Annotated in this window: 17 protein-coding genes and 2 pseudogenes; 11 read left to right on the top strand and 8 right to left on the bottom strand. The window is 69.9% G+C overall.

All coding sequences use genetic code 11. From position 1 onward, the window contains the following. Positions 1–191 precede the first annotated feature (191 nt). Together AQJ64_RS41735 and AQJ64_RS41730 are read right to left on the bottom strand one after the other, a co-directional pair. Positions 192–2,018, bottom strand: coding sequence for a serine hydrolase domain-containing protein (locus AQJ64_RS41735; RefSeq protein WP_157881006.1), 1,827 nt, complete (start codon positions 2,016–2,018; stop codon positions 192–194). A 207-nt stretch (positions 2,019–2,225) separates the two neighbouring features. Continuing rightward, positions 2,226–3,110, bottom strand: coding sequence for a LysR family transcriptional regulator (locus tag AQJ64_RS41730; protein ID WP_244902725.1), 885 nt, complete (start codon positions 3,108–3,110; stop codon positions 2,226–2,228). A gap of 208 nt (positions 3,111–3,318) precedes the next feature. On the opposite strand from AQJ64_RS41730, the gene AQJ64_RS41725 reads away from it, so the two are divergent. The 5 genes from AQJ64_RS41725 (at position 3,319) to AQJ64_RS41705 (ending at position 10,286) form a co-directional block, all read left to right on the top strand. Then, positions 3,319–4,197, top strand: coding sequence for a carbon-nitrogen hydrolase family protein (locus tag AQJ64_RS41725; protein WP_055638694.1), 879 nt, complete (start codon positions 3,319–3,321; stop codon positions 4,195–4,197). Beyond that, positions 4,194–5,564 carry an APC family permease gene (locus AQJ64_RS41720; protein ID WP_055638695.1) on the top strand — a complete coding sequence of 457 codons (1,371 nt, stop codon included), beginning with the start codon at positions 4,194–4,196 and terminating at the stop codon, positions 5,562–5,564. Before AQJ64_RS41725 ends, AQJ64_RS41720 begins: the two co-directional genes overlap by 4 nt. Before the next feature lie 536 nt (positions 5,565–6,100). Beyond that, the gene (locus AQJ64_RS41715) at positions 6,101–6,508 is read left to right on the top strand and encodes a hypothetical protein (protein ID WP_055638696.1); all 408 of its coding nucleotides are present in this window, start codon (positions 6,101–6,103) and stop codon (positions 6,506–6,508) included. Next, positions 6,505–8,256 (top strand): hypothetical protein, encoded by a 1,752-nt coding sequence (locus AQJ64_RS41710; protein WP_055638697.1) that lies wholly within the window; start codon positions 6,505–6,507, stop codon positions 8,254–8,256. Before AQJ64_RS41715 ends, AQJ64_RS41710 begins: the two co-directional genes overlap by 4 nt. An 86-nt stretch (positions 8,257–8,342) precedes the next feature. After that, on the top strand, positions 8,343–10,286 hold the full coding sequence (locus AQJ64_RS41705; protein ID WP_059203485.1) for a type VII secretion system-associated protein: 1,944 nt from the start codon (positions 8,343–8,345) through the stop codon (positions 10,284–10,286). Between the two features lie 928 nt (positions 10,287–11,214). Here the strand turns inward: AQJ64_RS41705 and AQJ64_RS41700 are convergent. The 3 genes and pseudogenes from AQJ64_RS41700 to AQJ64_RS41690 all read right to left on the bottom strand — a co-directional run. Beyond that, a pseudogene (locus AQJ64_RS41700) lies at positions 11,215–11,499 on the bottom strand (lamin tail domain-containing protein); the annotation flags it as partial. 225 nt (positions 11,500–11,724) lie between these two features. After that, positions 11,725–12,657, bottom strand: a complete 933-nt coding sequence (locus AQJ64_RS41695; protein WP_055631367.1) for an SMI1/KNR4 family protein — start codon at positions 12,655–12,657, stop codon at positions 11,725–11,727. Positions 12,658–12,911: 254 nt separating this feature from the next. Further along, entirely contained in the window at positions 12,912–14,255 is a 1,344-nt protein-coding gene (locus AQJ64_RS41690) for a tetratricopeptide repeat protein (RefSeq protein WP_055631368.1), read from the bottom strand. 868 nt (positions 14,256–15,123) lie between these two features. Here AQJ64_RS41690 and AQJ64_RS49415 point away from each other — a divergent pair. The 3 genes from AQJ64_RS49415 to AQJ64_RS41675 all read left to right on the top strand — a co-directional run bounded on the left by AQJ64_RS49415 (position 15,124) and on the right by AQJ64_RS41675 (position 17,338). Continuing rightward, positions 15,124–15,306, top strand: coding sequence for a hypothetical protein (locus tag AQJ64_RS49415; protein WP_157880792.1), 183 nt, complete (start codon positions 15,124–15,126; stop codon positions 15,304–15,306). 538 nt (positions 15,307–15,844) lie between these two features. Next, the gene (locus AQJ64_RS41680) at positions 15,845–16,054 is read left to right on the top strand and encodes a hypothetical protein (protein ID WP_055631365.1); all 210 of its coding nucleotides are present in this window, start codon (positions 15,845–15,847) and stop codon (positions 16,052–16,054) included. Between the two features lie 756 nt (positions 16,055–16,810). Next, positions 16,811–17,338 carry a hypothetical protein gene (locus AQJ64_RS41675; RefSeq protein ID WP_055631364.1) on the top strand — a complete coding sequence of 176 codons (528 nt, stop codon included), beginning with the start codon at positions 16,811–16,813 and terminating at the stop codon, positions 17,336–17,338. Between the two features lie 15 nt (positions 17,339–17,353). On the opposite strand, the gene AQJ64_RS41670 is transcribed toward AQJ64_RS41675, so the two are convergent. Further along, positions 17,354–17,695 carry a hypothetical protein gene (locus AQJ64_RS41670; RefSeq protein ID WP_055631363.1) on the bottom strand — a complete coding sequence of 114 codons (342 nt, stop codon included), beginning with the start codon at positions 17,693–17,695 and terminating at the stop codon, positions 17,354–17,356. Between the two features lie 557 nt (positions 17,696–18,252). Here AQJ64_RS41670 and AQJ64_RS51495 point away from each other — a divergent pair. Next, entirely contained in the window at positions 18,253–18,717 is a 465-nt protein-coding gene (locus AQJ64_RS51495; protein ID WP_063788631.1) for a helix-turn-helix domain-containing protein, read from the top strand. Positions 18,718–18,904: 187 nt separating this feature from the next. Here the strand turns inward: AQJ64_RS51495 and AQJ64_RS51490 are convergent. Continuing rightward, a pseudogene (locus tag AQJ64_RS51490) lies at positions 18,905–19,399 on the bottom strand (helix-turn-helix domain-containing protein); the annotation flags it as partial. Next, a complete protein-coding gene (locus AQJ64_RS51485; protein WP_063788630.1) occupies positions 19,335–19,742 on the bottom strand; it encodes a helix-turn-helix domain-containing protein in 408 nt (135 codons plus the stop codon). The gene AQJ64_RS51485 and the pseudogene AQJ64_RS51490, both read right to left, overlap by 65 nt. 230 nt (positions 19,743–19,972) lie before the next feature. On the opposite strand from AQJ64_RS51485, the gene AQJ64_RS41660 reads away from it, so the two are divergent. Both AQJ64_RS41660 and AQJ64_RS49410 read left to right on the top strand, forming a co-directional pair. Then, positions 19,973–20,713: a DJ-1/PfpI family protein gene (locus AQJ64_RS41660; protein WP_055631362.1), complete on the top strand. Its 741-nt coding sequence runs from the start codon at positions 19,973–19,975 to the stop codon at positions 20,711–20,713. 53 nt (positions 20,714–20,766) lie between these two features. Then, positions 20,767–21,741 carry a hypothetical protein gene (locus AQJ64_RS49410; RefSeq protein ID WP_157880791.1) on the top strand — a complete coding sequence of 325 codons (975 nt, stop codon included), beginning with the start codon at positions 20,767–20,769 and terminating at the stop codon, positions 21,739–21,741. Positions 21,742–22,952: the final 1,211 nt, after the last annotated feature.

Raw genomic sequence — 22,952 nt, 5'->3', positions numbered from 1 at the left:
CCTGCCCGTCGGTTGCAGTACCCGACGGGCAGGAGCGTGACCACACGAAGGAGCCTGAACTGTCCACCCCTCAGCGACTGTCGGCTGGCCGGAGTCTCCTATCGAACCTGGAAGGGTTCGGGTGGGACACCCCGGCAACGGCCATAGTCAGGCGAAGCATCCCAGGCCGACAAGGGTGCGTCTTATGGGGTCTACCTCGCAGTAACTGCCGCGCCGGGCATGGGCGCTAGCTTGTCGGCTTCGGCGACGGCGGCGTTCCAGCTGAACTCGTTGTTGTCGCTGAAGTAGTAGTAGGTGGCGCCGTTCGGCATCATCGCGACGGTGATGCCGCCGTATCCCGACATAAATGGTACGTAGAAAGGGCTGGTGTAGGCGGGGTTGTCGGCGGAAGTGAACTCGGCGCCCCAAAAGCCGTTCTGGTACTTCATGGGCTTGGTGCCGGTGGTGGTCATGCCCCGGTCCTGCGGTGTGCGTTGCATGGTGGCCGCGAGCAGTGTCGGGTCGAGTATCTGCGTTCCGTTGACGGCGCCGTGGTCGTTGTTGAGGAATTTCGCGAACCGGGCGACGGAGTCCTGCGTCCAGAACATGCCGTAGCCGCCGAAGGGTGCCCCGCCGGGGCTGTTGTCGGTACGGGAGGAGACGAGGGACTCGGGCCCGACGCCGATGGGTTCGAGCACGTCGTCACGGAGCATGTCGAAGATGTCGGCGTCCGAACCGGCCTTGTCCTGCAGGTAGTTGTTCATCGCGCGGCTGGCGAGGAAGGTGTCCGAGGTGTGGTAGACCCACTTGCTGCCGGGGCTGGCCTTTCGCGGGAAGGACAGGGCGAGTCGCATCTTGTCGGCGTAGGGCTCGGCCGCGAAGAAGTCCGCCATGCGGCCCGATTCGTCGGTCTCGTAGCCGGGCGAGGTGTAGTTCCCGGTGGCCATGTCGAGGGTGCGGTCGAGGGTGACGTCGCTCCAGGCAGTGTTGTCGGCGGTCTCGGGGATTCGGTCGGAGAGCTTCTCCTGGGCCACGGCCGGGCCGTATCGCTGCGCCAGACGCAGCATGGCGGTTCCCGCGAACGCCGACTTCGCGGTCGAGTACGAAGGCAGCAGCATCTGGCCGCAGAACGGGTACTCCCCATGCCGGGTCCGGCAGTTGCCCACGTAGTGGACTCCGCCGAAGTAGAAGCCGAAGGTGCTCAGCGCGGACGGCGTGATGCCGGAGCCGAACTTCGCCACGTCCACCCCACGGTCCGGGTAGTCGGTGGCCAGCGCCGAGATGGGCTTGGTCGGGAGCCGGTCCCCGACCTCGGAGGCGTACGCGTCGCGCAGGTTCTCGGCGCCGTCGACGGGGCCGGGCCGGTAGTCGGCCGGTACCTGGCCCCACATGTCGAACTGGAAGTACTCGCAGGTCTCCGCGGTGATCTGGTAGCGGACTTCGGAGATCGATGTGTGGTCGAAGAGGAACGTCAGGGCGCCGTTGTGCACGCAATTGGCGTTGCGCTCGACGAGCGCGAACGGCAGGGAGGCGCGGGTGCGTTGGCCGTCGCCGTCCTCGTTCCACGCGCGGCCGGGTCCCACCGCCAGATTCCACGCCTGGTTCCCCGTGTACTGCAGCCCGCGCTTCGCAGGGACGAGATGGCTGCCGTTCTGCACGAGCGCGATGTCGACCGGCGGTAGGTGCCGGGTGGCTGCTGCGTCTCCGTATCCGTTCGGGTCCCTCAGTGCGCGGAATCCGCCGGCGGTGGAGAGGCTGTCGAGGGTGAGGGTGCCTTCGAAACTGTGGGTGGGTGGCGCTGCTTGCGCCGGCAGGGCGAAGGCACTGTCGGGCACGGTGTCGTCGGCAGTACCCCGGGCGAGTTGGCCGGCGGTGAGTTCGGTCCGGTTCACCGCACCGCTTCCGGTGAGCGGATCACCCGGTACGGGTGCGGTTGCGGCAGGCGCCGCCATCGTCGGCAGCGGGACGGCGAACAGCCCCGCGAGCACGGCGGCAGCGGCGGCACGGCGTAGCCGTCGGGCATGGAACGGTCTCGGCATGGTCCGAGGTCCTCTCGGGCTGGCAGCTGATGCGGGATATCGCCGCATGGTGGGGCGCGCCGGGGCCGCCGTCCAATGCCTGCCCGATCTGGTCAGGCTGCCTGCCGGGCATACCTCCAGCTCTCCTTGGACTGTCGGCCGTCGGGTCGGCGTGCGGTCACGCCTCGTGTCGTGGTGAGGGCCGTGGTATGTAGTCGTCGCTGCAGTTCACAGGCGGGCGGCGACCTGTGGCCCGTACCGCTCGACACAAAAACGTGACAACCCGGCCGCGAATGCCTCGATGCTGCGCAGCGCATAGTGGTCGGCGCCCCACGCCGCGTGCAGGTGGATCTGCAGCGGTTCGCCCGTGCTGTCGAGGATCAGCAGCGGGTGCAGGTCGAAGCGGGGATCGTCGGAGACCACCGCGACACCATGGCCCGAAGCCGCCATGGCCTGTGCGACGTGCGGGGTGTCGCATTCGAGCACGATGTCGTACGAGGCGTCCGCATCCTGCACGGCATGGTCCAGGATGCGGCGGGTGCCGTGCGCCGGGGTGAGGACGATGAGGGGCTCCGCGGCAAGTTCCCTGATGGTGACGCGGTCCCGGTCCGCCCAGGCATGGTCGGCACGGACGTAGGCCCACAGCGGCAGGCGGGCCACCGGGAGCCCGGCGAAACGGCTCCTCGGAGGTGCCGAGGAGATGGCTACATCGGCGCCCCTCGCAAGGGCCTGGTACGCATGTGCCGGACTCTCCGCCTGCACGGTGACGAGCGGATCCTCCGGCCCCCAGGTGGCCAGGAACGGCGCGATCACGTCGGTGATGGTGGTGGGCGGCGCCGCCACGGTGATCCGCATGGCACGACCGGCAGCCAGCGCACCGACTGCGGCCTCGGCGGCGTCCGCGCGGGCGACCAGGTCGCGGGCCAGGGGAAGGAAGCGCCGGCCAGCCGCCGTCAGGACCATCTGCTTGCCGCCGCGGTCGAAGAGTGTCATCCCCAAGGTCGCTTCCAGACCGCGCAGTTGGCGCGACAGCGAGGGCTGGGCGACGCGGACCACCTCGGCAGCCTTGGTGACGGAACCGGTCTCCACGATGGTCAGGAAGTAGCGCAGCACTCGGATTTCCATGGCGGTGGTCCCTCGGGAGACGGAGGATGCATGACGCCTTCATGCCTCAAAGGCATGATAATCAATCCTCTCAAGTATTTGAGGCTATGGCTGACTGGCCGCATTCTTATTTCACCGAAATTTCTGGTTACCGGTGCCCGAATCTCCGTCGACTTCTCCTCGTAGAACCCTCCCTTCGATTGGCTGGTGTTCCCGCATGGCCCGCCCCCTGCCCCTGATCCTCGCCCAGGCGCCCGACCGCCCGGCCGACGACCTCGCAGGCTTTGCCGCCGACGTGGAGCGGCGCGTGAAACTGCGCGCACCCGGCGCCCTCGTCGTCTACCCCGAACTGCACCTCGGCGAGAGCGCCCCCGGCGTCCCCGCCGCCCCGAAGGAGGCCGCCGAGCCGCTCGACGGCAAACGCGATGCGGCCTTCGCCGCGCTCGCGGGGGATCTGGGCATCTGGCTGGTACCCGGCAGCGTCTACGAGCGAGGCACCGACGACCGCGTCCACAACACGACACCGGTCTATTCACCACAGGGTGAGCGCCTCGCCGCGTACCGCAAGATCTGCCCGTGGCGTCCGTACGAGACGACCACACCCGGCAACCGGTTCGAGGTCGTCGACCTCGCCGGGGTCGGCCGCATCGGACTGTCCATCTGCTACGACACCTGGTTCCCGGAGATCTCCCGCCATCTGGCCTGGATGGGCGCAGAGTTGATCGTCAACGTGGTCCGCACGCCGACGAGCGACCGCGCGCAGGAAGTCGTCCTCAGCCGCGCCAACGCCATCACCAATCAGGTCTTCGTCGCCAGCGTCAACTCCGCGGCCCCATCCGGGATCGGCCGCAGCCTCGTCATCGATCCACAGGGCACGGTGCGCGCCGAAACCGTCGATGCCGGCGACTCCACCCTCACCGACGTGATCGACCTCGACGAGGTCAGCAACGTCCGCCGCTACGGCACCGCCGGTCTCAACCGGATCTGGGACCAATTCCGCCCCGGCGACCCGGCCCTCGCCCTCCCGCTGTACGGCGGCCGCATCGACCCCGCCACCTGGAACCCCGCCAACACCACCGAGGAACCACCACGATGAACAGCGAGACCACAGAGAACAGCATGAGACTGAGGGGCGACCTGAGCCTCCTCTCCGTCGTCCTGTTCGGCCTGGCCTACATCTCCCCCGGCATCGTCGTCACGATGTTCGGAGTGGTCGCCGCCACCAGCGACGGCGTGGCCCCGACCGCGTTCGCCGTCGCCACCCTCGCGATGCTGCTCACCGGGCTGAGTTACGCGAAGATGGCGCGCGCCGTGCCCGGCGCGGGGTCGGTCTACACCTACGCCCGCAGGATGCTCGACAGCCGCATCGGTTTCCTGTCCGGCTGGGCGATGCTGCTCGACTACTTCTTCATCCCGATGGTCGGCTGGCTGATCACGGCGATCTACTTCAACGCCCAGTTCCCTGACATACCCAAGTGGGTCTGGCTGATCGTCTCGGTGGGCATCACCACCGCCATCAACGTCTTCGGCATGAAGCTCGCGGACCGCGTCAACAAGGTCCTGATGTTCATCGCTCTGGGCTCGCTGGTCCTCTTCGCCACCCTGTGTGTCGTCTTCCTCGGAAAGCACGGCTCCTCCGCCCCCGCCACGGACGCCCTGTGGAACTCCGGCACTTCGATCGGCGCGGTCACCGCGGCCGCCGCCATCGCCGCATACTCCTTCCTCGGCTTCGACGCCGTCTCCACGCTGGGCGAGGAGGCCAGGGGCGGGGCGAGGACGATCGGCCGCGGCATCATCGGCTGCGTCATCGCCGCCGGAGCGATCTTCATCGTGCTGTCCTTCGTGATGCAACTGGTCCACCCCGGCGCGAAGTTCGCCGACGTCGACGCGGCCGCCTATCACCTGAAGGTCCAGGTCGGCGGCGAGACGTACGCCGAGATCATCAACTTCGTCACCATCGCCGGATCCATCGCCTCCTGTATCGCCCTGCAAGCCTCCGCCGCCCGCCTCATGTACGTCATGGGACGCGACGGCGCACTGCCCAAGGCCGTCTTCGGCAACCTGTCACAGAAGACCGGCACGCCCGTCTTGAACCTGCTGCTGACCGCGGCCGCCGGCGTCATCGCCATGAAACTCGACCTGACCACAGCCACGTCATTCATCAACTTCGGCGCCTTCCTCGGCTTCACCCTGGTGAACGTCTGCGTGATCGCCCACCTGGTCCGAGAGCGCAGACACGGCCGCACCCCCAATCTCTTCTCGTACCTGGTTATGCCGGCCATCGGCGCCGGCGTTTCCCTCTACCTGCTCACGAAGCTCGGTGACGTCGCACTCCAGATCGGCGGCGTCTGGCTGGCGATCGGCGTCGTCTACCTGGCCGTCCTGACCAAGGGCTTCCGCCGGCCCGCACCGGAGATGACCTTCGACGACGACACCGAGGCCACGGACAGAGTCACCGCATAGCTCCAGCGTGGACCCGTCGTCCTGGTGGAGCGGGGGGCAAGGCGGTTTGTGTGCCATGGACGACCACGCGGCCAGCTCCCTGGCTGCCGCGATCATTGGCACCACGAGGACTTTCGCCATGGGCGGCGAGGCTCCGCGTCGGCGGGCCGACTGAGTCGTACCGAGGCCGCCATCGGCTTTCAAAATCAGGAAATGGGGCGGCCTGGCCAGCGCGCGTATTGATGGTGCAGAGGATGGCGGCCGCCTTGGGCGGTGGAAGCGTACGCCCTTCGGATCGTGCATGTGGTGGTCGCCGAACAGGGACTCGCTTTCAGCCATCGCGGGACCCTCGTGCCGGACCGCTCGCCGGTCTCTGTCATGCCGCCTCCCTACGTGCAATTTGCGGTCGTCGTCGTCCGCGGCGGGGCAGGGACTCTCACGCTCTCCGGCCGCAGTGGCGCGGTGGAGGGTGCCGTCTTTCGCCGCTACCGTGGAACCACGAGGGCCACGCGCGCCCACTCGAGGTCGCGCCAGCCGAGTGGAGCGGGTGATCGCTCATGGATGCCAGTCTGACCGCAGCGGAGATCACGCCCTACATCGTCACAGCGATCAGTGCCTACGGAACCGCCGTGCTCACCCGCGTCAGAGATCAGGCAACGGACGCCACCGTGTCGCTCGGTCGGGAAATCCTGCAGAGGTTCACACGGCGCAACAGGCACCGGCAGGAGCTCGAATCCGCCGTCCGCGACGTGGCGGACGACCCTGAGGACCCCGACTTTCAGGCAGCTCTGCGTGGCCAGTTGCGCCGCATCCTCGAAGGCGACGCCGAGCTGGCCGCCGAGCTCGCCGCGTTGCTCGCCCAGTCGGGCGCCCGTGTCACGACGCTCGGCGAGCGTGCCGTGAATGTCCATCACATGACCGGCGGCGCCGTCGTCACCGGCGACAACAACCGGATAGACGGGTGAGCTCCGAGTCCACGCCCGTCGGCGGCCGCTGGGTCGCCGCCGAGCACATCATCGACTCCGTCGTGGTAACCGGGGACGGAAACGTCGTCATCTACTACGCCGACGGCGGCCACGTCGAACCCCCCGCGCCCGCCTCCCGCACCGACGCCGAACGCCTGCTGTTCGGCCCTGAGCCGGTCGCCCCGACGTCCCGGCCGTGGACCTGGCTCACCCCCGAAGCCGGACTGCACCCCTTGGTCAGTCGGCCCGAGGAGGCGGACTTGGTCGGGTGGGCACGCGACGGCCCGGGCACCGCATTGCGGCTCGTCTGCGCCCCCTCCGGACAGGGCAAGACCACCCTCGCCCGGCAGGTCTGCGCCCGGCTCAGAGCCCAGGGCTGGACGGCCGGTGTACTCGACCTCGAACGCTCCTTTGCGCCGCACACCGGCGGCGCGGAGGCGATGGCCAGCTCGCTCGCCCGGTCGGCCCGCCGCTGGGACCGGCAACTCGCCGCCGTCGCCGCGCTGCCGCGGCTGTCCGGACGGGCCCTCCTCGTGGTCGACTCCGCCGAAGTACACCGGTCGCGGGTCGAGGAACTGCTCCGCACCGTCACCGAACTCCCCACCCTGCACGACGTACCCGTCGTCAAGCTGCTCCTGCTCGCCCGAGACACCGGAGAATGGTGGGAGGAACTGTCCGTCGGCAGCCACCGACATCACTGGATCGAACGGCGGGTGACACGACTGCCGCCGGTCACGGAAGGGATGGGTGCCGCCGAGCTGGACGCGGTGTGGCGGGACGCGACCGGCGGGTTCCTGCGAGCCGCGGAGCAGGCGGGCATGAGCCTGGCTGCCGGATCGGCGCACTGGATCAGCGGGGACCTCCCCAGCGTCGTCCACAGCACGCTGCATCTGTACGCCGCGGCACTGCTGCGTGTCCTCGACACCGTGGAAGGCCGTACCGCCTCGCTGGATCACCGGGACCATCCGATCACCGGGCTGATCGAACACGAACAGCGTTACATGGCAGGCGCGTTCACTGCCGCCGGTGTTCCCATCGGCCATGAGCGCGCACGTCTGCTCCTCTCACTGGTCTGCCTGCACGACCCGCCTGACGAAGCGGCCGCACTGCGGACCCTGCGGCGCGTCGAGACAGGGGCGGCGGACAGCGATCTCGCCACGAAGGCGAGACAACTGCAGGTCCTCTACCCCGGCGATGACGGCTCGCTGTGGTGGGCCCCCGGGCCGGACCGCCTGGCCGACTCGGTGCTGCACACTTTGGCGGCCGACAGCCGCTCGGACGGCGAAGCCGAGCATCTGTTCCGCACCCTGTGCGAGACGGACGACTGGTTCGAGGGCAGGCACTGCGCCCGCGTCCTCATCAGAGCACTGGCGACGGCGGACGAGGAACCGACGGCCTTGGCGACGGCCTCGCGGCGCCTCGGAGGCGCCGCGAGCACTCTGATCCTCGAACACACCCGGGGCTTTGTGGCCGCCGCACTGGATATGGCCCCGGACCGGTTCGAGCAACAGATCCTGGCAGCGGTCACCGAACGTGACACGACCGCTGCCGCGCCCCGGCTGGCTGTCTCGGAACTAGAGGCGCTCAATCTCCTCCTCGGCTCTGCGCCGGCAGTGACAGCCGGGCCAGGATCGCCGTCGCGATCTCTGGCACGCTCCTCCGCACGGAGCAGGACGCCGAGCTGGGCACCGGGCCCTGGCAGACCAGTGGCCGGCTGGCGAGACTCGCCCAGTACGCCCGCGACCTGAGGCGGACCGAAGACCTCCAGGGTGCCTCCCGCGCAGCGGACGAAGCGGTGTCACTGTCAGGCCATATGCGCGAGTCAGGTGAAGCGATGGCCAATGGACGCATCGCCCAACGACTGTCCCGGGCAAGCAGCGATCTGGCCACAGCCGGCAGGGACGACGCCGCACTCGAAGTCAGCACCGCAGCGGTGGAGAGCACATGGTCGACGCTGTCCTCTCCGGATCCTCTGGACATCGCAGAGCGTGCGGCCATCCTGAACCGGCACTCCCTGCGGCTGTTCGCCATCGGGCAGGCCCGCTCCGCCGCCAGTTGCTCCGGGGAGGCGCTGCAGCTGTACCACGAGGCCGCGCTGCAGAACCCCGGCCGCTACGAACTTGAGCTGACCGCCGCAATGACCGACTACGGCAGGATGCTGCGGGAGGCAGGCCGTCCGCAGCAGGCGGCTCCTCATCTCGCCGAGGCGCTCGCCGCCTACCGGCGGCACCTCGCGAGCGACGACCGGCCGGGCACCCGGTACGGCTTGGTACAGGTACTCCGCGCCTACGGAGCGGTACTGCACGATCTCGGGCAGACGGACCAGGCGATTCGCCACTCGGAGGAGGCGGTGGAAGTGCAGCGCGGCCTGGCCGCGCACGACCCCGACGCCGTCTTGGACCTCGCGGCCGCGCTCGGCCAACTGGGGGCGGCTCTCGCCGAGGCCGGCTCCGCGGAAGCGGCCTGCCACCACTTGGAGGAGGCCGTCGCCACGCTGCGCGGCTTGGGCGGCGAACCTCGCGCGACGGGGGAGCTGGCGAGCGTGCTCGCCACTCTCGGGACGGCATATAGCGAGTTCAGCGATGCAGCGCGGGCGGTGAGCCTTCTCGAAGAGGCGCTGGCCCTCAAGGAGGCCCAGGGGCCGCGTCCCGAAGGGGCGATCGACGACGTCAAGGCCACCGCGCACAGCCTGTCACTGGCCCTGCGCACGATGGGAGACGACGCACGGGCACGGGAAGTCCGCGCCCGGTACCTGGACCCTACTGAGGAAGAGCCGTGCCTGCCCGCCGTACGGACGGCCGCGGAGGTCAGGGCCGAAATCCCACCAGTGACCGAGGAAATGAGGGCTGCTGCGCGGCGCACGCCCGGAGGGTATCTGTACGCCATCGATCCCGCTTTCGACCCGCAGGGCGAGGTGCCGGGGCACGGCGTCCAGGGCGCGTTCCACATCGACACAGACGGCGAGATCTCCGGGTACACCGCCAACGATAACTATCGTCCCTCGCCCGTCGCGCTGCGGTTCCCGCCGGCCACGGATCCCGTGGACGAGGCCGCCCAGCTGGCCCTGACCGGCTATGGGCCCGAAACCGCGGTGGTGCGGGCGCTCGAGTCGGCCACCGTCGCGGTGGCCGGTCCTGCCCTTTCCGCAACAGCGCCCCACACCACACCCCGCGAGACGGCGGTCTTCACCTCACCAAGCCACGTGCCCGACGGCCTCACGACCACCCGGATGTCTGGCGCGGAACTGCTGGCGGCGCTCCCGCCACAGGCCGTGATCCACATCAACCCCACCGACCCGGTCACCTACCGGCTCGACAAAGTCGACAGGGCCGACACTGCCACAGCATCCCCTGCCCCGCCGCCCCCACCCACCCCTGCCCCGCCGCCCCCACCCATGTCCACATCCCCTGCCCTGCCCTCCGTCATCGCGGAAGACGAGATCGCCCGGCTGTGCGCCCGATACGCTGCTGGCGAGCCGGTCCTCGATCAGCTCATAGCAGCCCTGTGCAGGAGCCGTGTCTGGTACATCACTGCAGATGGCGATGGCCGTCACCCCGCTCTCGCGAAGGTGTACGACGGGCGCCACGCCGTCCATGTCTACAGCTCACGCGCGTACGCCTCGACCGGGGTGCTGGACTTCGCCGAAGGGGCTGAGTTGTCCGAGGCGATGATGACCGACCTCCTAGACGGCCTCCCCCCTTCGACCTATGTGGTAATCAACAACGAAGGGCCCCATCCGGTGCAGATCTCCGCGTCAGCGCTGCTGGCCTACGGCTAGTGCCGCGGCAGGCAACGTTTGCCCGTCAAGGAGCGGCGTCCGGTGCGTGCTCTCGGCGTGCCGGCCGGAAGTCCTCGTACTGGACGTACTTGGGCTTTCGGCCGGTGCGGCGAGAGTGCGTGCCGGGCGTCGCGACGGGGCGAACGTTGCCTGCCGCGGCACTAGAACCTTCAAGGTCGGCCGAGCCCTCACGGTCACCTTCGCCGCCGCGGTCCTGGCCGCGGGCGGCGTCTTCTACAGCCTGGTCGTCCTGCTGGACATCCAGGGCATCGACCGCACCACCGAGCTCGACGCGAAGACACTGTTCGACCTGGTGAAACTCTCCTTCGGAGTGGTCGCCGGGGCAGGCGCGCTCGTCGCCCTGGTCGTCGCCTACCGCCGCCAGCGCGTCGACGAGGCCGGCGCCCACCGCGACGCCACCCGACTGCACACCGAACGCTTCTCCCAGGCCGTCGACAAACTCGGCTCCGACTCCCCCGCCGTCCGGCTCGGCGGCGTCCACGCCCTGGTCGGCCTCGCCGACGACGCCCCCGACGACAGCCTCCGCCAGACCTGCATCGACGTCCTGTGCGCCTACCTCCAACTCCCCCACACCCCCGACCCCGGCCCCGCCCGGATCGACACCACCCTCGACCTCACCGGCGCAGTATTCCCCAGCGGCACAGTCCTTCGACGGCGCGACGTCCACCAGCGGCACAGTCACCTTCACCCGCGCGACGTTCTCCGGCAGCACGGTGAACCTCGGCAGCACGGCGTTCACCGGGAGTGGTCCAGCTCCCAATGGGCTGCTCGCTGCCGCGTACGGCGCAGGCCTGCCCTGCCCGGGCGGGCCTGCGAACAGAGGGCGCGGCGCCTCTCCCCGGAGCGGAGAGATCCGCGCCGCCGGTGCCCTCCCCCGGCGGTCAGCCGCGGCCCGGTGGGCGGGGCAGTGGTGGCCGCCGTGGCGGCGGGGTCCCCAGGACTCTTCGTCGATGACGCGGCCACGGGCGTTGCTGAGGGTGGCGGTGTCGCGGTCGTTGTTCCACACGTAGGCACGGCGGCCCTGGTAGAGGTCGGTGCGCGTGTCGTAGCCCTGGCCGGTGTGGATGCGGACCGTGGCCCGGCCTGCCAGGCGGTAGCCGTCGAAGGTGTAGGCGTGGCCGGAGGCGTCCTCGAGGGTCCAGCCGTCGAGGTTGACCGCCTGGCGGGTGGTGTTGGTCAGCTCCACCCACTCCCCGGCGCCACCGCCGAGACCAGCGCCCCGGCCGCGAGCGCGGCGGCGGCCAGACGGCGGGCGGAGAGCGGAGCAGAAACGGACAAGGAAAATCCCCCTTGACGCTGCCGGCGCCCTCCCGGCCGGCCGCGACCCTGGGGGCCGCCGCAAGCGGGGGGTGCGGTGTGCGGATTGCGGCCGACCGGCCGCACACACAGCTTCACCACCGCAGACCTGGGCAGGGCGTCACGTCAGGTTGAGTGCTCTCTGAATGGAGTCGCGCACCGAGTCGTCCGTCTCGTTCACCAGGTGCTGGCTGAGGGCCTCGCGTCGCTGGGCGGGTAGCCGCCAGCCTTCCGGAGCGCGCGTCGTCATCAGGATGGCCGCGAGGGAACGGATGCCGGGGACCGGATCGGTGAGTGCCGTGGCGAGTAGATCTCTGCCGTGTTCCCCCTGGGCAGCCAGGGCGCGGAGGATCGCTTCTCGGACGGCTGGGTGAGTCTCGGTGGTCAGTGCCCGCAGCAGTGTGCCGGGCAGGTCGATGCTCGGGTCCGGGTGGGTGATGAACGTGCAGGCGGCGGCTCGCCGCCTTGTCGGGAGTTCGTCATCCAGGAGCGTGGCCACAAGCTGGGCCTCGTTGCCGGACATCTGGTCGGCGAACCGGGTGAGGTCCCGGTGTCCGGTCAGGACGAAGTCGAGCCACCGCTCGTACCAGGACAGGAAGTCGGAGTCGGTGTGAAAGCGGGGAGCGAAGAATCCCTCGCCGTTGACCTCGACCAAGCGCCCGCGACCGGGGCCTGTGACGACAAGCAACGTGAAGTCGCTGCAGCCCCGGTGGACGACCGTGATGGTGCCGGGGAAAGGGCCTGTGAACTCGCCTTGGTCAGCGGGGCCTTGGGGGATATCCAGGTCGGGGACGACCGGGAACGACTCGGCGAGCTGCCCCGTGCCGGTCTGCCGGCTGACCCACTGCTCCATGGGCAGCAGCCCATAGGTGGGGCCGTATCCGCCGTGGCCGATCCGGGTGAGGAACTGGCGGAACTCCTCAGGCAGTCGGACGCCGTGGCTGTCCTCAAAATCCGAGAGCTGTCTCTCGGTGAGCGGGGGGCCGAGAACGGCCTTTTCCGTTGCCGGCAGTACGGCGAGTTTGGTGTGGATCCGGGTGATCCTGGCGTTCACCGGTACGTCTTCTCATGTCGGATGAAAGTTCGATGCGACCATAGTGCATGCCCTCAGGCGCCTCCTACCACCACTGCGTCTACGCCGCGACCTGGGCGTCCGTCTGACCGTCACGCTGTTCCCCGGCTCTTCCGACCGGACCGCCTTGCTCGAAGCCCGTCACGTCGGCCGCCACAGTCCGCTCAGGGGCTGGGCCCTTGTGACGCGGCAGACTCGGAAGGCCGATCGGCCCTCGGGTTGTGCCAGGCAGACCTTCAGAACGGGGGTTCGTCGCTCCAAGCGGTGGCCGAGGGCTGTGGCGGACGAGGCCTGTCCTGGTGAAGGACGGCCACGGCCTCTTCGATGCGGCCGAGGTCAATGAGGTACCCGGCCAGGTCGTGTCTGTTTGCGGGGGCGTGGGGGCGCAGGACGGCGACGGCTTCCTCGGTGCGTCCGGCGCCGACGAGGAGCTCGGCGAGGTGCAGTGCCGCGTACCAGGTGGCGCTCTCGGGGTGGCAGCGGGCCTGTGCGATCGCTTCGTCGACGCCGTCGCGGGCGGCGATCAGCGGCAGCCGTATCCAGTACAGGTCCCAGTACTCCTCGCCCCCGCGGGCAGCGGCGAGGGCATCGAGGTGCGCCAGGCCGTCCTCCGGGCGGCCCTGGCCGAGGTAAAGCTCGGACAGAGCATGCAGGATCCAGTCGTCCCCGTTGCGGATGTCAGCCTGGAGGCGCATCACGTCGATCGCTTCGTTCCCCCGTCCATGCCGGGCCAGGAACTGCGCGACCTCGAAAGCCGAGTTGGGGTCATGGGCCACGAGTCCGTCGGCCTGCCGGTATGCCGCGATCGCCCCTTCCACGTCGCTGCGCTCCTCCAGCAACCGCGCGAGCTGTTGTACGGCGTACCTCGAGTCATCGGTCGCCGCAGTTGCCCGAAGCTCGTCGAGCCGGCCGTGCCGCGCCAACAACGCGGCCAGTTGCTCCCGGTTGTTGAGCAGCATGGTGCTGGTGCGTAGCAGGGCGATCGCCTCGTCGATGCGGCCCTGGCGCTCGCGGATCTTGGCGAGGACCCCGATCGCCGTGTCGCGGTCGAGGCCTCGGCAGCACCACGGGAAGTCGGAGCACCGGTGTTCGGTCCGGGCGGAGACCAGCGCGGCGGCTTCCTCGTCGCGGCCGGCGGCGGCCGCGACGTCGACCAGTGTGCCGAGGGACAGCTCGCCGATGTGCGGGAGCAGCAGGGTGAACGCCTCGTCGGCGCGGCCGTGCCTGGCGAGCAGGCGCGTGTAGGACTCCAGCGCCATCGGGTGTCCGGCCTCCATGCGGACCCGGGTGATCTCGATCGCCTCGTCGACGCGGCCCCAGCCCTCCAGCAGCTCGGCCACGGCTACGACGGCCGTCCACCATCCAGTCGCCAGGTACGGGGCGAGCACCTCCAACGCGTCGGCCTGCCGGTCCTGCTCACCCAGCAAGCGCGCCCACGCCAGCGCGCAGAACCACTCCCCGCGTCCCGCGTGCAGCTCCACCACGTCGATGTGACCGTGTTCGAGCAGCCTCGAGACCAGCTCCGGCGGTATGCAGCCGGACCGTGTCCGGGCCCGGTAGTCAAGATCAGTAGCGTCCACGGCCACGCACCATAGTGCTCGCCCCTGCCACCTTGCCGCCACCACCAGCGGTTTCGAATACAGCGCAGTTGGAATGACGCCCCCTGCCAGCTGGCGCCCCCGCCTGGCGGCGAAGGAACGCGAGTTCCATGCCGATGACCTCGACGACTCCCGCGCCCTGATCGCGGGGTCCGCGGCCTCGAACCGCTCGAAGGCCGACCAGGACCCGTCCACGTGGCTACCTCCCTACGCCGGCTACCGCCTCACCATCGACCCCCAGAGCAGACCGCCCTCGCCCAGCTCCTCGCCGCATGCCGCGACCAGCCCATCACCGTCACCCTCGCCCGCTGAAACGAGATCTCGGAGCGATGCGGCTACGCGAGGCCGGGCCGGCGGATCAACAGGACTCCGAGACGTTCCCGAACAGCCGGACTCGCGCTTCCTGAGCCTCACCGCCCAGGGATGGCCCGGCCGACGCAGCACCGCGGGTGGCACCAGGTAGGCAACAGGTGATGCCCGGCGCGGAGACGATACCGGGCATCGTGGCCTCGCGGACGGCCGTCCCGGCTTCGGCCGCTACGGCTTCTTGAGCTCCTCCTGGATGATGCAGACGAGCTCCGTGGCGACGATGAACAACGTGCAGCCGGAGCCGATCACGGCGAGCGGCGAGCGGCGAGCCGCCACGGCGGTCAACCACGAGGTAGGCGACGATCGTGACGGCCCGGGTGGCCGGGGCGGCCTTCAGACACCGGATGATCGTGGCCGCCCGGTCCAGCGCCTGGGTCTCAAAATTGGTCCGCCGTCGAGTTCACGATCATGGACTCCTCACCCCCTTGGCTCATGACCGGTCCCAAGGCCGGGCCTGGAGAACGAGCAAGAGGGGGATCCGATGGACACAGCCACGGCCATCATCGTCTCGACCATCACCGCCAAAGTCTTCACGCTGCTGGCGCTCTGGCTGCGCCTCCGGTGGCGAGCGCGGCGGGAGCAGCAGCGGCAGCGCTACCTTCTCCAGGTCACCGAGACGGTGGCCCCGGACGGTCAAGGTGGTACTCGACGACCGGGACGGTGACAGCCACCGCCTGCACGTGAAGATTACCCGTACTCCGGTTCCAGGGGAGGAGTAGGCAGCGTGAGCAACCACGACCCGGCGGACGGCACCGACCAGCCGGCGGCCGCACCCGCGCCACCGGACCCGCCCGGCCCATTCGACCGCGCCCGGCAGCTGCCGTGTGTCCGGAAGATGCAGCGCTGCCGTTTTCTTCCGGTGTGCAACGCGTTCGAGGGACCAGGTGGGGTGCTGCTGGATCCATCGGGCAGCAATGGCCTGCTCATCAGCGCGATCGTAGTCGTCGAGGACCACCGCGGCCCCGGGGGCGAGAGCGCCGGCGAGCGGGGGAACGGCCGGGTACCGGGCGAGCGGCGCGGGCCGTCCGGGCGGGCCGTCCACGAACAGCAGGCCGCAGCCCGCGACGTCGTGCCAAGCCGATTCGGCGTAGCAGGAGAAGGTCTCGCCCTGGACGAGCCACGCCTTCACCACCCTCGGAGACACCCGCCGCGCCCGGGAGAGCCGGCGGCACGCCCTGGAGCTGTCCGCCCCGACCAGCACCATGACCCGCACCCTGCTGAACATCGACGCCGCCGCCCGCTCCCACCACGACGGCGCGTGCCGCCGTGCGGTCGCCGCCCTGGCCGGACTCCCCGGCGGCTTCCGCACCGGACTGGTCCGCCGCCGCACCCTGGACCTGTACGAAGCGATCCCCGCACAGCACCACGGCGAGCGCGCCGTACGGGGACTACGGGACGTTCTCGCGGCCTGAGGCGGAACGGTGGAGCGGCGGCCCACTACTCTCTACGGGGCGGCCGACGGTCCACAGGTCGCCGTGAACGCGGACGAACGCGCCGTGAGGCGGACATGTCCCACTTCGACTGTGGGCAGAGTGGAATCCTGCGGGACCGCACACTGCTTTCCGGCGCCGAGGGGGTCGGTGTGCGTCGCGCCGTCCGGGGAGGTGGTCGTGATCGTGCCCTTGGACGGGTCGACGGTCTCCTTCGTGCCGTCCGGGTAGCTCGTCGTCAGCGTGCCGTCCGGGTTCAGCTTCGTGACGGCGCCGCTGGGCGTGGTGACCGTGCCCGGGGACGGATCGAGCTGCGAGGAGTGGACCGTCCCGTCGGGGTCGGTGGTGGTGACCGTGCCGTCGGGTTCGATCGTCTGGACCGACCCGTCCGGGTACTTCGTGGTCAGCGAACCCGTCCGGGTTCAGCACGGTGGTGCTGCCGTCGGGGTTGGTGACCGGCTTGCCCTGGCCGACGGGGGTCGTGGTGCTCTTTCCGTCGGGGGAGGTCGTGGTCATCGTCCCGGTGGACGGGTTCAGCACCGTGACCGTGCCGTCGGGGTAGGTGGTGGTCAGGGTCCCGTCGGAGGAGCGCGTGGTGGTGCTGCCGTCCGGGTTGGTGATGGTGCTGGGGGTACTCGTGTCAGATGTGCCGGAGCCAGGGTCGAGCGGAAGGCCGTTCAGCGGTGAGGTGACCGACGGGCCGGAGCCGCCCGGGGTATCCCCGTTGCCGCCGAGAGCTTGGTTCAGGCTCTCGCCGATCCCTTCGCCGAAGTCCTTCAGGTTCTTGTTCAGGCCGCCGACACTCTCGCCGATGCCCTCGCCGACACCGTCCAGGCTCCGGTCCAGGCCCTTGGTGACGTCCTTGCCGAACTCGTCCAGGCCCTTGTTGAGTTGTTCGCCGACGCCCCCCAGGCCCTTGCCCACGTCCTTGCTGAAGTCGCTCAGGCCCTCGTTCAACTTCTTGCCGAAGTTGTCGAGAGACTTGCTGAGGTTTTCTCCCTCCTTCTTGGCCTCCTCCTTCGCTCGCCGCGCCTCCTCCTTATCGAGCCGCGCCTCCTCCTTCGCGGCCCGCGTCTCCTCCTTCTGGTACGCCTCGGTCAGGGTGGTGGTGTCCCTCGTGCGCAGCGGGGCGGCGACCTGCTGCGCGACGTCGAGCCACTGGTTGCTCAGACGCGACAGGGCCTCCCGGGTCTGCTTCTCGACGTAGTGGTCCTGCCACTCCCACCACCTCGTGACAGCCAGCTCGCCCAGCTGGTCGGTGCGTGAGGGGGCGGAGGGCGGTCAGGCGCCGGTGAGCTGCTGGAAGGCGAAATCCGCCGCGGTGCGGGCTCGGATGACGGCCTCGCCGGCGGCGTTCTGGGTCTGCTGGTGCTGTTTCAGGCTCAGTTCGAGCGCGTCGACCATGTCCTGGAGGTTCTTCTGGATGACGCCGCACTGCTCGTCCCACATCCTCAGCAGTTGACCGAACTGCCCTCCGTCACTGCCCTGGTACGCCGTGGAGAGGTTGCCGCGGGTGGCGTCCACGTCCTGCCGGCATCGTGTGACGCCGTTGTGGGCGGCCTCCAGTGCCTGAATGCCGTTACGGGTCGACTGTGCGCTCGACTGCTGTCCGCCGCCTGCCATGAGTCTGCTCCTGGGGTGATGAGTCACGGGGAAGGAACCGGCATGAGATTAAGGCCCAACTCATAAGTAACTAAGGGCTGTTGAGCAAGTTCTGAGCTTTCGCCCATTAAATGATCCGGCCTTTTTTCCGGAACCCGTGAACCGCATGTCCAAAGGGGAAAATCACCTTTCCTCTTCGTCCCTCCCCCACCTTCGGCGGATCACAACAGCTACGGGAAAGCCGTAATGTGACGGGCGGTCACCCGATCTCCCGAGCACCGAGGCGGCCACCGTCGGCCGGTCGCCTCAGGACACGCCCCCCGTCCCGGGGAGACCGCCGGCTACCTGCCTGGCCGCCCGGGCCGAGCACGCTCGCCCCTACGCGTTCGAGCCGGTCCGGCGGCAGGCCCGGACGGCGGGGGAGCTCGCTGCCGGGCCCGGCTGCCTCTTGCAGCCGCCGAAAGCGCAACGTCGCGCATCGGCAAGGAAGTCGAACCCACTCTCAAGCCGTTCCTCCCCCCGGTGGCGCCATCCGGACCACCGTGGGAAAGGCCCGCACCGCACGGAAGCACCGAGGCATGGACCGACCGTTGTTCAGCTCAGCCAACTCCCTGTCCGCACGCCGGCACCTGGGTATGTCGCCGCACGATGTGGCCAGGGAGATGACGGTGCTCGGCGCCCCCGTCGATCCCGAACTGGTCGACGCCTGGGAGAGCGGCGCGTACCGCCCCACCGAGAATGAGCTGTTCGCCCTCGCGGACGTTCTCTGGTGCCGGACCACCGAACTGATGGGCATCGAAGAACCCCGCACCCTGGCCGAGCACCGACTCGCCCGGCAGTTCAGCGTTCCGAGGCTGACCCGGACCGTCAAAATGGACACCACCGAATACCTGAAGGCCGAGGCGGAGAACCAGTGGCCGGGGAATTTCCGCCAGACACTCTCCCTTCTGCACGCGCTGAACATCTCCCTGCGGCAATTGGAGGCCGCCGCCGGTCCCTGCGACGCGATGTACGGCACGTCCTTCTCCGAGGTGAACCAGTAGAGAAGGGCTCATGTCCGGCCGGCCGGACGTGAAAGGGAACGGGCAGTTGCATGCAGCAGGCCTTTACGCATGCCCTTACGCCCTCAGACGCTTTCCGCCAGAGCCCGGCGCTGCGTCGCAGCGTCAGCCGGTAGACGGACGGTGAGATGGCGCAGTGGTCCCGGAAGGCCTGGCGCAGTGTCCCGGTGGAGCCGAACCCGCACCGGCGAGCGAGCGACGCCGGCGCCAGGGTGGTGCCTTGGAGGAGGCGGGCCGCGGCCCCGGTGCGGGCCGCGCGGACGAAGCGGGCCGGTGAGCGGCCCAGTTGATCGAGGAAGAGGCGGGAGAGGTGCCGTTCACTGAGTCCGGCCCGCACTGCCGGCGCCGCGGTGGTCAGGGGATGCGCGGTGACGTACCGGACTACCTCGCGCAGCACCCGGTGGTCCGGCGCGGGATCCTTCACGTACATGGACACCTGCGACCGGTTTCCCGGGCGCTGCAGATAGGTGACCGGGAAACGGGCCACGGACCGGGCCGGGTCGAGCGCCCCGGTCATGCCGGCCGAGGTGCACACCGGGCCGTCGACGATGAACAACCGACCCGGATCGACGGTGACCGCGCGGTACTCGTCGGCGAGATCACGGGCGGTCGCCCGGTGCGTGGCCGCCCGTCGCCCGTCCAGCAGTCCCGCCTCGGTGTGCACCGACGCGCCGGTGCACACCGAGGCCACTCGGCCACTGATGCGCCAAGCGGCGGACGTGGCGCACGGGCTCGGTGTTCCCGGCGGCGTCCAGGTGCCCGGTCCCGCCCGCGACCACCAGGGTGGCGATGGGGTCCCGCACCCGCTCGACAGGGGTGCCGCCCAGCAGGGAGAGCCCGCTGGTCCCTCGTACGGGCCGGCCGCGCAGGGAGGCGAGCCGGACGTCGAAACGGGGGTCGGCCCCCTGCTGGCTGGCCACATCGAGGGTGTCGCTGACACAGGCGATGCCGAGCAGAGCCGCCTGCTCGAATCCGATGATCACCACGTGGTGCGCCGCCCTGGTCACGGCCCCGAGCGTACGGCAGCCCGTCCGGCTGCCAGGGATCACAGGATTGCGGACATGGCCCGGGCGGGGCCGGCTGCCGCTTCCCGGAGCGCCCGGAGAGCGTGTGCCTGCCGGACGCGCGCTGCGCGGGCGGACCGACCGGGTGGCCGCTCCCCGGCCGGCCCCACCGCCGCCCCGAGCGGCCCCGAACCCACTGCCGCCCCGAGCGGCCTCGTACCTGGGAGCACGACATGTCCGTCACCGACACTGCCCAGCCGACGCAGCGGACACAGCCGTCGCAGCCGACGCGGACCGTCGCTTTCGTCGCCTACCCGGGGCTCACGCTCCTGGACCTGGTCGGACCGTTGCAGGTGTTCTCGGCGCTGCAGAGCGTCCGCGACGGCTTCCGGGTCGTGGTCATGGGCCGGCGACTGCGGGTGATGGAGACCGACACCCCGCTCGCCGTGGTGCCCGACAGCACCTTCGACTACACCATGGACCCGTACGCGGTGGTGGTGCCCGGCGGCCTGGTCCCCACGCTGGCGGCCATGGCGGACCGGAGCCTGCTCGACGGCATTCGCCGGGCGGCGGCGCACGCGGAGGTCATCGGCTCCGTCTGCACCGGCTCCCTGCTGCTGGGCGCCGCGGGGCTGCTGGACGGCCGCCGCGCCACCACCCACTGGATGTTCCGGGACCTGCTCACCTCCTTCGGGGCGACCCCGGTCGCCGAACGCTGGGTGGAGGACGGCCCGTACCTCACGGCCGCCGGCGTCTCGGCCGGCATCGACATGGCGCTCCACCTCGTGAGCCGCATGACCGACGAGCAGACCGCCCGGGAGGTACAGCTCCTGATCGAGTACGACCCCCAGCCGCCCTTCGGCGGCATCGACTGGGGCACCGTCGACATCGAAAGCCATGCGCCCCTCGCGCAGCAGTTCCTCACCGAGGTCCTCACCGGCCACCCCGATCTCCTCGCGCTGCTCCGCAGGTGAGGATCAGTGACTCGTGGTCGGGCGACGTACGTCAGAGGGCAGCAGGGAAACCAGTGAGAGCAGTCCGTGTGGCCGTCCATGCCGCAGATCCGCTCACCGACGCCGGTCTGCGGACCTGGCTGGAGGAGCACCCCCGGATCATGCTGACGGCCCTGGGGGAGGCCGAGGTCGCGGTGGTCCCGGTCACCACGGTCGAGACCTCGGTCCTGCACCTGCTGCGCGGTCTGCCCACCCCGGCGGGCAGCCGCCTGGTACTGATCGTGAGCGGCGGCGGCCAGGCCGACCTGGTCGCCGCGGAGCCCCGGATCCGGGCGGTGCTGTGGCGCCCCGAGGTGGATGCCGCGGCGTTGGCGCGGACGGTGCGCGACGTGGCGGCGGGGCGGGCGTGCCTGCCCTCGGCCGTCCAGGGCCGGGTACTGGACCAGCTGGAACGCATCCAGCAGCCTGCCCTGCAGGACCGGCGGCAGGTGCCCCCGGCCGAGACCACCAGCCCGGTGCGTGCCCACGAGTACGACGCGGCGACGGTCCGCGGGATGCGCGCCGAGGATCCGGGGCCGTATGCCTCACCGGCAGAGAGGACCCTGCCCACGTCGAGCCGGGCGGCGGGGCGGCGGTTCCTCGAGCCGGGCGGCCTGCCCGGTCCCGGGCCGGACGGCTGCGGCGCGCCGGCCGGAGAGCCGGTCTTCGCGGGCAGGTTCCTCAACCCTGTGCGGACGCGGGCGGGCGTCGGTTTGCTCTCCCCGGCCCGGCCTCCCCCAGGGCCTTGCCAGGCCGGTCGCCAGCAGGCATGCCAGCCGGAGCTGGACAGGGACGGCGATCACGCGCCAGGCCACCGGCCGGCCGCCTCCGAGCTGCGAAGCCGGGGCCCGGCCCAGCCGAGGGTCCGCTTGCACGGGCAACACAGCAGCGCACCGCACACCTCGAACAAGGTGCCACCCCACACCGTCAGGCACACATACAGCTCCGACCGGAAGCAGGAACGCAAATCCAACGGCGGATCCGACGATCACGGCAGAGACATCAAGTGACGCACACCGCAGCGGAGTTGCAGACTACGGAGCCTGCCGACAGTGCCCGGCCCGGACAGCCTGCGCCTGTGTCCGACGAGCAACTGGTCGCCATCCAGCACGGATCCCGTCCGCCGCACGCCGGGACATCCACCGCCCTGCCCACCGGGAAGGAACAAGGGTCCGGGTGAAACCAAAATGGTGATCCCGAGGCGGCGGCCATGGAGGCTGTCCACGAGAGCCGCACAAGCGTGGGGACCGTCAGCCGAAGGGCACGCGGAGCACCGAGACACGATGCCGACCCATGCCCTGCCTGTCTGCCCGGAGTCACCGGCCGACCCGTACAGGGCCGAGGCGGTCATCGAGTGGCGCGATGTCCGCAGGCCGCAGCCGAACTCGGGGACATGACCGGTCAAACCCGACCGGGACCGCCCGCGCCGGGACCGGACGCCGCTGAAGCAGATCGGGCCGCCGGCGTTCGGGAAGAACCCGCAGCAGACGGCAGCCGTACCTCGACGAGGAGGCGGTTCGACCAGGCCGGGGTGGGCGGCACTACTGGCACATCCAGCTGATCGGCAGGACGGTCTCCGGCACCGACGCGACTCTGATCCAGCACGCAGACAAGGACGAGAGCGGCCTGGTCATCGGCTGCGGCGGACACCTGGGACCGGCCGGGCCCGACATGCACGTACCGGCCACCACAACCGGCGACACCGTGGTCAGCGAGGCCCGGTTCTGCACCAAGGACCGGGAGGACCACAGCTGACCACCGGTCACGGCCCGATCCGCAACCGCGTGAACACCACGACCGAACCGTGATCCCATGACGAACCCCGCTCCACGACGGCCTCACCCCCCGAACCGCCCGCCAGGCCCCCCAGAATCCAACCCGCCCGGCAAGCCGGCACTCCCGGTCAAGGACCGCACCACACCGGGACCGAAGAGCCGCCGCCCCTGCCCTGCACCCCACCAAACTGCAGACCCAACCGTCTGCAGAAAACCTCATCGCCGACCGGCTCTTCGTCCCGCAGACACATCCGCCCCTGCCCGCTGCAACGCCGCACCCGTCAAACCTCAGTCCTACCACAGAGAACAACGCGGCCCTCTTGCGTACTATCGCAACGACACAGACGTACGCCAGTACCCGCGACAGCAACCGCGCCAGCTGGAACCAGGCGACTCCGAGTACGCCACGGACTCGCCACTCACCGGCTGCGCCACCCAGGAAGGAT

This window comes from Streptomyces griseoruber, from assembly GCF_001514205.1.
Lineage (GTDB): Bacteria > Actinomycetota > Actinomycetes > Streptomycetales > Streptomycetaceae > Streptomyces > Streptomyces griseoruber.
The sequence above is the reverse complement of the archived record's forward strand: the minus strand, read 5'-3'. Positions and strand labels throughout refer to the sequence as shown.